The 11214-nt window shown below is 49.5% G+C and carries 11 protein-coding genes; 5 read left to right on the top strand and 6 right to left on the bottom strand.

What is annotated here, in order from left to right; translation table 11 throughout:
* Window positions 1–5: 5 nt before the first annotated feature.
* The gene (locus DFP83_RS10060) at window positions 6–1517 is read right to left on the bottom strand and encodes an NAD(P)H-hydrate dehydratase (protein ID WP_110575331.1); all 1512 of its coding nucleotides are present in this window, start codon (window positions 1515–1517) and stop codon (window positions 6–8) included.
* Window positions 1518–1535: 18 nt separating this feature from the next.
* Here DFP83_RS10060 and queG point away from each other — a divergent pair, with 18 nt between their 5' ends.
* Window positions 1536–2687, top strand: coding sequence for a tRNA epoxyqueuosine(34) reductase QueG (gene queG / locus DFP83_RS10055; RefSeq protein WP_241971623.1), 1152 nt, complete (start codon window positions 1536–1538; stop codon window positions 2685–2687).
* A 1-nt stretch (window position 2688) separates the two neighbouring features.
* Here queG and DFP83_RS10050 read toward each other — a convergent pair whose 3' ends face one another.
* Window positions 2689–2892 carry a YheV family putative zinc ribbon protein gene (locus DFP83_RS10050; RefSeq protein ID WP_040487456.1) on the bottom strand — a complete coding sequence of 68 codons (204 nt, stop codon included), beginning with the start codon at window positions 2890–2892 and terminating at the stop codon, window positions 2689–2691.
* A gap of 116 nt (window positions 2893–3008) precedes the next feature.
* On the opposite strand from DFP83_RS10050, the gene DFP83_RS10045 reads away from it, so the two are divergent.
* Genes DFP83_RS10045 through DFP83_RS10035 form a run of 3 tightly spaced genes read left to right on the top strand, consistent with a single transcriptional unit; the run spans window position 3009 to window position 6150 of the window.
* Complete coding sequence (locus tag DFP83_RS10045; RefSeq protein WP_181416404.1) at window positions 3009–4934, top strand: ATP-binding cassette domain-containing protein; 1926 nt, start codon at window positions 3009–3011, stop codon at window positions 4932–4934.
* Window positions 4931–5920: a hydrolase gene (locus DFP83_RS10040; protein WP_110575327.1), complete on the top strand. Its 990-nt coding sequence runs from the start codon at window positions 4931–4933 to the stop codon at window positions 5918–5920. Before DFP83_RS10045 ends, DFP83_RS10040 begins: the two co-directional genes overlap by 4 nt.
* Complete coding sequence (locus tag DFP83_RS10035) at window positions 5917–6150, top strand: YheU family protein (protein WP_110575325.1); 234 nt, start codon at window positions 5917–5919, stop codon at window positions 6148–6150. Before DFP83_RS10040 ends, DFP83_RS10035 begins: the two co-directional genes overlap by 4 nt.
* Here the strand turns inward: DFP83_RS10035 and cysQ are convergent.
* Entirely contained in the window at window positions 6137–6970 is an 834-nt protein-coding gene (gene cysQ, locus DFP83_RS10030; protein WP_110575323.1) for a 3'(2'),5'-bisphosphate nucleotidase CysQ, read from the bottom strand. The genes DFP83_RS10035 and cysQ overlap by 14 nt on opposite strands.
* A gap of 12 nt (window positions 6971–6982) precedes the next feature.
* Window positions 6983–7531 carry an ADP compounds hydrolase NudE gene (nudE, locus tag DFP83_RS10025; protein WP_110575321.1) on the bottom strand — a complete coding sequence of 183 codons (549 nt, stop codon included), beginning with the start codon at window positions 7529–7531 and terminating at the stop codon, window positions 6983–6985.
* A gap of 151 nt (window positions 7532–7682) precedes the next feature.
* On the opposite strand from nudE, the gene sthA reads away from it, so the two are divergent.
* Entirely contained in the window at window positions 7683–9098 is a 1416-nt protein-coding gene (gene sthA / locus DFP83_RS10020) for a Si-specific NAD(P)(+) transhydrogenase (protein WP_110575319.1), read from the top strand.
* On the opposite strand, the gene envZ is transcribed toward sthA, so the two are convergent.
* Window positions 9095–10408 carry a two-component system sensor histidine kinase EnvZ gene (envZ, locus tag DFP83_RS10015; RefSeq protein ID WP_110575317.1) on the bottom strand — a complete coding sequence of 438 codons (1314 nt, stop codon included), beginning with the start codon at window positions 10406–10408 and terminating at the stop codon, window positions 9095–9097. The genes sthA and envZ overlap by 4 nt on opposite strands.
* Window positions 10408–11133 (bottom strand): osmolarity response regulator transcription factor OmpR, encoded by a 726-nt coding sequence (ompR, locus tag DFP83_RS10010; RefSeq protein ID WP_110575315.1) that lies wholly within the window; start codon window positions 11131–11133, stop codon window positions 10408–10410. The genes envZ and ompR overlap by 1 nt, the downstream gene beginning before the upstream one ends.
* Window positions 11134–11214 lie beyond the last annotated feature (81 nt).

Raw genomic sequence — 11214 nt, 5'->3', positions numbered from 1 at the left:
TACGACTACTCCGGCATCCAACCGTTCACTAATTTACGAATAATTGGCATTAAATCACTCGCGAGTGTTCCCCGTACGCCCTCTGCGCCCGCTTCCTCGCCTGCGACTGCATGCCAATACACACCTGCAGTCAGTGCTTGTGCAGGTGCTAGCCCCTGCGCCACCAGAGCACCGATCAGCCCGGCCAGACAGTCGCCCATGCCTCCGGAAGCCATCGCCGGTGAGCCCCTATCGACAAGCCAGTTGCCTCGCGAGGAGCTAATCAAGCTGCCAGCGCCCTTTAACACAACCTGTGCATGATACTGATTGTGCAATGATAACGCATGTGCAAAACGATCTTTTTCAATATCTTGCGTTCGACACTTTAATAAACGCGCGGCCTCACCAGGGTGCGGTGTTAAAATCAATTGTGAGCTTTGCACAGGGTCGTGCGCCAGCCAATACAACGCATCCGCGTCAATCACTTTGCAGGTGTTAACCGCCATACACGCCCGATAGATATTAAACGCCCATTCATCACGCCCAAGCCCCGGCCCCACTACGATTGCTGATGCCGCATCAAGTAAACTCGTCAACTGCTCCGGTTGTTCAATCCCATGAACCATCGCCTCAGGCTGTTGGCTTGCAATAATACTCACATTGCTTGGATGGCAGGCGACCGATACTTTTCCCGCACCTGCACGCAACGCCGCTAACATCGCAAGCACCGACGCGCCTGGCATTCCAGGCCCCGCGCCAACAATCAAGACATGACCGTTATCACCTTTATGGGCACCAATAGGGCGCTCACCTAACCACGGATATGGATTATCTGTGACCCTGCGCCAGTCAGACTTTTCTAATTGCACAAAGTGCTGACCCACACCTAAGTCCGCTAACACTAAGTGCCCTACGTGGTTCCGACTTGCCCCGGTAAACAGCCCGCGCTTGTACGCAATCATTGTCACCGTGGTTTCAGCGATAACCGCTTCACCCATGACAGTCCCAGTATCCGCGTCAATCCCCGAAGGAATATCCACTGCCAGTACGGGCACTCGCGATTGCTTCAGTTTTCTGACCCACTCGGCCAGTTCACCCTCAAGCGGACGGCTCAGGCCAATACCAAATACCGCATCGATGACAAGGTCGGGGGAACACGACAAACAGTCGAGCAAGGGCTGCTCGGTAAGACCGAGCTCACGACATGCCTGACGAGCTTGTAAAGCAGGTTCATTACCCGTGTGATCGAGTTTCGTATTGGCCTTAAGTGCATAGACATCGACTTTGTAGCCTGCTTGATGGGCCAAGCGAGCGACAATATAACCATCTCCCCCGTTATTACCCTCGCCGCAGCAAATTGCAATACGAGCGCCCGCACCAACGCGATGTTGTAATTGCTCAAACACCGCGCGTCCGGCCAACGACATCAATTGTGCTAAGCTATATCCTGCCGCCTCCCCAGCACGGGCTTCACTGCGCTGGAGCTGTTCGGCACAGTATAAACTCTGTGCTAGACTAGTGGTCTGTGACGTTTCCATGTTTAAGCTCCCAACACCATGTCGAATTCTTCAATGCATTCTAAATTGTCCCAGTCAGAACTTGAACAATTAGCCCAAAAAATCAAGCAATGGGGCCAAGAACTGGGCTTCCAAAAAGTCGGCATCACTGACTTAGATTTACAAAAGCATGAAGCTACTTTACAGAAATGGTTAGATAAAGGCTATCACGGTGAAATGGGCTTTATGGAACGCCATGGAATGCTACGTGCACGGCCCGCCGAATTGCATCCAGGGTCTGTGCGTGCCATTTCGGTTAGGATGAACTATTTACCTGCTGAAGCCGGTTTTGCCAAGACACTCAATAACGACCGACTCGGGTATATATCACGTTACGCCTTAGGTCGTGATTATCACAAACTGCTACGTAAGCGTCTTAAACAATTGGGCGATAGAATCAAAGCCGAATTTGATGATGCTGACTTTCGTCCATTTGTTGACTCTGCCCCAATTTTAGAGCGACCGCTTGCCGAGAAAGCGGGTTTAGGATGGACCGGCAAACACACCCTGATCTTAGATAAAGACAGCGGTTCTTGGTTTTTCCTGGGTGAGCTGCTTATCAATTTACCGTTACCCACAGACAAACCCGTACAAGAAGCCTGCGGTAGCTGCTCAGCATGTATGACAATTTGCCCAACGCAAGCTATTGTGGCGCCCTATGAACTTGATGCGCGACGCTGTATTTCGTATTTAACGATAGAATTAAAAGGCAGCATTCCGGAAGATCTTCGCCCCTTGATGGGCAATCGAATCTACGGATGTGATGATTGCCAACTGATTTGCCCGTGGAACCGCTACGCACAACTCACCGACGAGGCGGACTTTAATCCCCGCCATTATTTGCATACGCCCGAGTTACTCTCGTTATGGCAATGGGATGAGGACACCTTTAACGAACGCTTGCAAGGTTCACCGATTCGTCGCATCGGTCACGAATGTTGGTTGCGCAACATTGCAGTCGCACTGGGTAACGCGCAGGCAGACGCAACGGTTATTGAGGCTCTTGAATGGCGGAGCGGTGAGGTCTCTGCAATGGTGCAAGAACACATAGACTGGGCGTTAGAACGGCAACGCAGCGGTGCCGCTCAGGTTACACAACAGTTAAAACGCCTCGTGCGAGCAGTCAGCAAAGGACTCCCCCGCGACGCATAAATCACTCAGGTTTAAACACCCCGATGACTTGGTCGAACTCCCGCTCGCTGCCAGTGCCTTGCTGTTTGGGTTCGCTAAAGCGGTGTTTGCATTTCACGCACTCGACTTGCTCTACATCGTTTTCGATGAACAGCATTAAGGTGTCCATACTGTCGCACTTGGGACAGGTCGCACCGGCAATAAATCGTTTCTTTTGACGTGCCACGACAGCTCCTATGTCATAAACTACTCCGTCAATGTTACCATAGATGTATCCGTCAGCCCATGTAATTGGCAGACGCCCATACACGCTCGCAGTCGAGGATTAAATAAGCATTAATCATGATAAAAGCCAATCAAATTTCATTGATGCGCGGCGGCAAGACGCTGCTTTCGGATACCAGTTTTACGATTTTCCCTCAACACCGGATCGGTTTGATTGGTAAAAATGGCTGTGGCAAATCATCGCTTTTTGCCCTGTTTCGTGGCGAACTCCAACTTGAGCAAGGCGAATTGCAGCTGCCAAGTGAGTGGCGCATCGCAAGCGTTGCACAGGAAACGCCCGCATTGTCGCGTTCGGCAATTGATTATGTAATGGACGGCGACCAAGGTTTTCGCAAAGCTGAGAGCGCACTGAATGAAGCCGAGGCGTCGGGAGATGGTCACGCCATCGCCCACAGTCACGAGCAACTTGCTCAGTTAGGCGCGTACGACATTCGCTCTCGCGCGGCCATGTTACTTGATGGGTTAGGGTTTTTACCTGAGCAAATTGAACAGCCTGTCAGCGCATTCTCAGGTGGCTGGCGGATGCGTCTAAACTTAGCCCAGGCGTTGATTGCGCCCTCCGATCTCATGTTACTCGATGAGCCGACTAACCACTTAGACGTTGATGCTATCTTTTGGCTCGAGTCTTGGCTAAAAAGTTACTCAGGCACACTGGTCATTATTTCCCACGACCGTGACTTCCTCGATAATGTGGCAACCGATATTTTACATGTCGAGAATCAGGTAATTTCAAGCTACACCGGCAACTATTCACAATTTGAACACCAGCGTGCCGAGCACCTGATGCAACAGCAAAGTGAGTACGAAAAAGCACAAGCCATTAAAAAGCACATGCAGGCATATGTTGACCGGTTTCGTTACAAAGCCAGTAAAGCCAAACAGGCACAAAGCCGTTTAAAAGCTATTGAAAAACTATCAGTGCAAGCCCCTTTGCAAGCCGAACGGGGTATCGACTTTGAGTTCTTACCTCCCGCCAAATTACCTAACCCTTTGATCAACATGCGCGAGGTCAAGGCAGGTTATGGCGATACGGTAATCCTTGAGGATATTAAGCTCAATTTGGTGCCCGGCACGCGCATGGGGTTATTGGGACGTAACGGCGCCGGTAAGTCAACATTGATTAAGACCTTGTCAGGATCGCTCGATCTCCTCGCTGGCGAACGTACTGTGAGTCAAGGCGTTTCTGTGGGTTACTTCGCTCAGCATCAGTTAGAAGCACTTGATCCCGAGGCATCACCCTTACTGCATTTACAACGTTTGGACGGTCGTGCTTCGGAACAGCAATTACGTGATTTTATTGGTGGATTTGGCTTTTCGGGCGATCAAGCCTTGGCACCAGTAGCGCCTATGTCAGGCGGTGAAAAAGCCCGCTTGGCGTTAGCACTCATTATTTACCAAAAGCCCAACCTGTTATTACTGGATGAGCCAACTAACCATCTCGACATTGGCTTACGTGATGCGCTTGTGAATGCCTTGCAAGCGTTTGAAGGCGCACTCATCGTTGTCTCGCACGATCGCCACCTTTTGCGCACAACGGTCGACGAGTTTTATCGTGTCCATGAGGGACGTGTTGAGCCATTCCCCGGCGATTTAGACCAATATCACGATTGGCTCGAGCAACAAGCTAAACAACGTCGTGAAAAATCGGGCAGCAGCCCCGCGCAGGGAAAAGACACCAAGGTTGACCGAAAAGAGCAGAAACGCCGTGAAGCCGAGTTCCGGAAGGCGACTAAACCGCTGCGTGACACAATTGCGCATTGCGAAAAACAATTGGAAAAAATTGCCAAAGCGCTCGAAGTTGTGCACCAAGGACTTGCCGATAGCAGTATTTATGATGCCGAGAACAAAGAAAAACTGAATCAGTTACTGGCAGACCAACGGCGTCTTCAAGCCGACCAAGAAGAGCAAGAAACCCAATGGATGGAGGCCGAAGAAGCATTGGCCGAGATGACCGAAACGTTCGAACAGGATACATCTGCATGAATGACAACGATGTATTTATCCCACAACCTTGGTTACGTGCGGCGCACCTGCAAACCTTGTTGCCACGGATGGTGTATCGTAAACGACAGTGGTATGGCGAGTGGGAGGTGTTTGCTTTAGACGACGGCGACTTTATCGAGTTGTGTTGGTATCGAACACCATCGCCGGATAGTCATCGCCCATTAGTCGTGTTGTTTCACGGCCTCGAAGGCTCGGTCGATTCACCTTATATATGGCAAACGATGGACGCTTTGGCGAATCAGGGTATCGACTCCGTGGTCATGCACTTTCGAGGCTGCGGTAAAACACCCATTAATCGATTAGCTCGCGCGTATCACTCAGGCGACATCGGCGACCCAACTGCCGTTATCAATGCACTGAACCAACGCTACCCCAATCGTAAGCTTCACGCAATTGGGTTTAGTTTAGGCGGCAATATGCTCGCACAATTGATGAGTCACGACATTGCTCAGTCGATAAGCAGCGCAGCGATATGTTGTGCGCCGCTTGACTTGATGAGCTGTTCACAGCGCATTGACCATGGGTTTTCGAAGTTATATCGGCGGTATCTACTCACACCGCTTAAACAAAAGTTCACCACTAAACAAAAACGCGGTCTCTTCAGTGACAGTGATGTGCTTGCAGATATTAATGTGGCCTCGATGGAAAGCTTTTTGCAGTTCGATGATAAGGTAACAGCCCCCCTCCATGGTTTTAAAGACGTCCATGACTACTACCAACGTGCCAGCGGCAAGCAGTTTCTTAACCGTATCAAACAACCTACACTGATTGTGCATGCCGCCGATGACCCATTCTTAGGTCCTGATGTCGTGCCTCAAACCGATGAGATGAATAGCTATGTGCGTTATGAACAGCATCCCCATGGCGGTCATATGGGCTTTATCGACTATCGACGCGGTTTTCACAGCTGGCTACCACAACGCTTAGTAAACTGGGTCACTGAACAGGAGACAGCACAGGCATGATCATACCTTGGCAAGAACTCGATGCAGAGACGCTGAATAATATTATTGAAGCTGTCATATTGCGGGAAGGAACCGATTATGGTGAACGCGAACTCAGCTTAGAAACAAAAGCTGAGCAATTGCGCGCGCGACTAAAGGACGGTCAGGCGGTGTTGGTATACTCCGAGTTACACGAGACTGTTGATATCGTTGACAAAGACTCGGTTACGGGTGATATCAGCGAAAGTTAGGTGGGTGTGCCACAAATACCTGTTGCCAATCAACTTGCGGGTCACCTAATACGAAAAAATTCGGATTCAACAAACTTTCGGTTTCGTTGTAGGTGATCGGCTCAAAATTCTCATTTAATAAACTGCCCCCCGCCTCGGTCACGATCACTTGTGATGCGGCGGTATCCCACTCACCCGTGGGTCCTAAACGCAGAAAGCAATCGGCTTTCCCTTCCGCGATGAAACACGCTTTGAGTGAACAACTCCCCGTTGGCAACGGATGAATGTCGCGTTCAGTTTGAATGCGTGCCATCACCTTTTGCCGCGGTTGGCGACGACTAATGGCGAGAATCAACGGGTCATGTCGAGGATCTTCAAGCTTACGAACTGAAATCGGCGTTTTCTCGCCTAAAGCGTATTTAAATGCGCCCTGCTCACGGATCGCCGAATACAGTGTCTCGCCAGGAGGCCAATAAATCACACCAATTGCAGGCTGTCGCTGCTCCACATAAGCAATGTTTACGGCAAAATCACCCGAACGCGCAATGAACTCCTGAGTACCGTCGATAGGATCGATCAAAAAATATGATGACCATTGAGCACGGGTACTCAACGCTTCGTGGCTGCTCTCCTCCGACAATACCGGAATATCGGGAAAGGCGTTTTGTAATTCGTTAATAATGAATTCACTCGCCTTAATATCGGCGGTAGTCACGGGTGAGTCATCTGCCTTTTCGGTGGTGGCAAAGGCTCCACTGTCATAAAGCGCCATGATGAGGTTACCTGCCTCGCGTGCCACCTCAGCCAGTTTGTCGGCGATCTCATTTAAACTAAACTGCACAGCTTACACCTTCTATTTTTCGAGTTGACGTAAGGTCATTAGTAACGCTGCGACACTGCGTGCTTCTGTAAAATCGGGCTGTGCCAAAAGTTCATCGACCTTATCCAAGGGCCAAACAACTTGTTCAAGAGGTTCGGGCTCATCGCCTACAAGCTTTTCAGGAAAGAGCGATCGCGCGGTAAATAACGTCATTTTTGCGGAAAAAAACTGCGGCGCCATTGTCACTTCTGATAGCCGATTTAGCTGCTCACAACCAAATCCAATTTCTTCCTTCAGCTCACGCTGAGCTGCCTGCTCAGGCGTCTCTCCGGGATCAATCAATCCTTTTGGGAAGCCCAGTTGGTAATCATGTAACCCTGCGGCGTATTCACGTATTAGCATAATATGTTTGTCGTCAACAAAGGGGACAACCATAACAGCACCGCGGCCACTGCCTTGCATGCGTTCAAACTGACGTTGTTCGCCATTACTGAACTTGAGGTCAACCGCCTCAATACGCAACAAGCGACTTTGCGCCACTACTTCGCGTTTAAGTACTTTAGGAACTTGTCGTGATGCCATGTACTGCTCCTCCTATTCTCACCCTACTATAACGCGTCAAAGCGCTAAAGCCAGTGCTAAACATGACAAAAATATTCGCATTAGGCGCATAACTGCCGCTAATGTTATGATACTACGAGCATTTAAAGCAGGGTCAGGAGTGAGGTGAAAGGTGACTAAGCATAAAGCAACCGAAGCAAATTTTGATGTTGCCGTCATAGGGACGGGGCCCGGCGGTGAAGGCGCCGCTATGCAACTTGCCAAAAACGGCAAAAAAGTCGCGGTCATTGAGCGACATGATTCCATCGGCGGTGGTTGTACGCATTGGGGCACGATTCCGTCAAAAGCTTTACGCCATTCGGTGAGTCGTCTGATTGAATACAATAACAGTCCTCTGTTTACCGGTGTGGGCTGGCAAAGCGGTATGACATTCTCGCAAATCCTGCATTATGCATCGGGTGTCATCCGTAAACAGGTGAAGTTGCGTTCATCTTTTTATGACCGCAATCACGTGACCGTGATTCATGGAAACGCTTCGTTTATCGATCAAAATCGTTTAAAAGTCACTAAAAGTGACGGCTCGTTTGATTTTCTAAATGTCGATCAGATTGTGATTGCTACCGGCTCTCGACCGTATCACCCTGACGATGTTGATTTTGATCATCCGCGCATTTATGACTCTGACACCGTGTTGAGTCTTAACCATGACCCTAAAAACATTCTGATTTACGGTGCAGGTGTAATTGGTAGTGAATATGCGAGTATTTTCCGTGGTATGGGCGTTAAGGTTGATCTAATTAACCAACGTGAGCGCTTACTTTCGTTTCTTGACGCGGAAATATCTGATGCTTTGAGTTATCACTTACGCAACAACGGTGTTGTGATTCGCCATAATGAAGAATATGAGAGTATCCGTGGTTACGATGACAAAGTCGTATTAAAAACCAAATCGGGCAAAGTGATGCAGGCTGACTGCTTACTTTTTGCTAATGGTCGCTCGGGCAACATTGAGTCACTTAACTGCGAAGCCGTCGGCTTAAAACCGAATTATCGCGGTCAGCTTGAAGTCGATGAAAACTATCGCACACAAGTGGATAATATCTACGCAGTGGGCGATATCATCGGGTACCCAAGCCTCGCGAGCGCGGCCTACGATCAAGGTCGAATTTGTGCCACAGCGTTGCTGCACGGAAACTGCGATAAAGCCTTGATTTCGAATATTCCAACGGGCATTTATACGATTCCGGAGATCAGCTCAGTCGGCAAATCTGAAGAGGAACTGACTGAAGCCAAAGTGCCTTATGAAGTCGGTCGTGCGCAATTCAAACACCTTGCTCGGGCGCAGATATCTGGCAACGATGTGGGCTGTTTAAAGATCCTCTTTCATCGTGAGTCACGTGAAATTCTGGGGTTACATTGCTTTGGCGAACGCGCTTCAGAGATTATTCACATTGGACAAGCCATCATGGAACAGAAGAACGGCGGTAATACCGTAGATTACTTCGTCAATACCACCTTCAACTACCCGACCATGGCTGAGGCTTACCGCGTTGCCGCGTTAAACGGCATTAATCGGCTCGGTAATTAACTCGCGAGGGCTTTGCGAAGCGGCAAATCAATACGCACGCAAAGCCCGCCTTCGGCTTGATTTCGCAATGTAATACGGCCGTTATGACGATCCACAATCCGTTTGATGATCGCCAAACCTAAACCTGAACCAACGCCTCCTCGTGCTTTATCACCCTGAGTGAACGGTTGAAACAGGTTCTGCTGCTGCTCTTCAGGGATGCCTGGGCCATCATCGGAGACCGAGAACCAGACTGTTTTCCGCTGCTTATCGTATCCTGAACGCACACACGCCTTACTGTGTCCGTAACGCTCTGCATTTTCTAACAGATTAATCACCACACGTTTAATCGATAACGGACGGACCCAAACTAACGGGCAATCACCCAGATCCGCGCTAAAGGTTTTTTCCCAACTATCCGGTAAGTTAGCGAGGGTTTGTTCGAGTAGTTCGTTAAGCGACTCGCGTGAGGCTTTCTCTTGCTGATCGAGACGCACGTAGTCAATAAACTGATCGATAATATCGTTCATATCATCAACATCCTCGATAATGCCTTGCGCTAAATAATCTTCTGATGTTGGCATCATCTCGGCGGCCAAACGAATCCGCGTCAGTGGTGTTCTTAGGTCGTGAGATACGCCGGCCATTAACAGATTGCGGTCGTTCTCAAGTTCCTTGATACCACGCGACATCTGATTAAAAGCCTTGGTTACAGACATAATCTCACTGGCGCCTCGTTCGCTCAACTGCTCAGGAAACTCGCCTCGACCGACTTGTTGGGCAGCCGTTTCCAACGCTTTGAGCGGACGATTAAGCCAGTTTGCAAACATAATCCCACCCAGGACACTTAATACACCGATGACAATAAGGTAAACGATAAGCGGCGAAAACTCGCCAGAATGAATACTTTCTAAGGGAACTCGCACCCAATAACGAGGAGCTTGTGGAGGTTTCACCCAAATATAGAATGCCTGTCCTTGCGAGACGCGCACTTCGGCAACACCATCAAGGTGCTTGGACATTAAACTCGACAGATAACCGTAGTAAGTTGTTTTCTCGAGCCCCTCATCCTGCGCTTGCTCATCGGAGAAAACACGAATGCCGGTAGCATTATAAAACGCCACTGCAAGTGACTCGTTCTGGTTGGACAGCACACGATCACTAATGAACATGGTGCGGATTTGCTTAGCAACCAATTGTGACATCTGCTCGATGGATGGCTTCACAACATAGTTGCTCACCATCAGATAAGACACCATTTGGTTAAGTAATAAAACGAGCGCCAGCAAACCTACCGTGCGAGCAAACGCCGATTTGGGAAACAGTTTCATTAATTTTTAAGTTTTCCGTCCGGGACAAATACGTAGCCTAACCCCCAGACCGTTTGAATATAGCGCGGTTTTGCTGGATCGGTTTCAAGCATACGGCGCAAACGTGATACTTGCACATCAATTGAACGTTCAAGCGCGCTGTAGTCTCGCCCCCGCGCCAAGTTCATCAACTTGTCACGTGATAAAGGTTCGCGAGGGTGGCTCACCAAAGCCTTGAGTACAGCAAACTCACCGCTGGTTAGCGGCATGGGTGTATCACCGTCAAACATTTCGCGGGTTCCGAGGTTCAGTCGGTACGTACCAAAGGTTATTTCTTGGTCATCCTGCGATGGCGCACCCGGTGCTTCGACGCCACGACGACGCAGCACCGCTCGAATACGCGCCAACAGTTCGCGTGGGTTGAACGGCTTTGCCAGATAGTCATCGGCACCCAGTTCAAGGCCAATGATTCGGTCGACTTCATCGCCTTTGGCAGTCAACATAATGACAGGGATGGTGTTGTTAGACTGTCGTAACCGCTTACAAATTGATAATCCGTCTTCACCAGGTAACATTAAGTCGAGTACCAGCAAATGATAGTTTTCTCGCGTTAACAGTCGATCCATCTGTTCGCCATCCGATGCCACCCGCACTTGAAAACCTTGCTCGTGTAAATAGCGCTCTAAAAGACTACGCAAACGCGCGTCGTCATCGACGACAAGTATTTTAAACGTTTCCTGACCCATGATGTTCCCTGACTTAGCTTTTTCCTATGCTGTTAAGATAGCGCGAGATCCAAAACATATGAAGCCCGCGTGTGTTAACAA

It is taken from the genome of Idiomarina fontislapidosi, from assembly GCF_003226255.1.
Classification (GTDB): domain Bacteria; phylum Pseudomonadota; class Gammaproteobacteria; order Enterobacterales; family Alteromonadaceae; genus Idiomarina; species Idiomarina fontislapidosi.
Note: the sequence above shows the minus strand (reverse complement) of the source record. Positions and strands in the feature narration are given on the sequence as shown.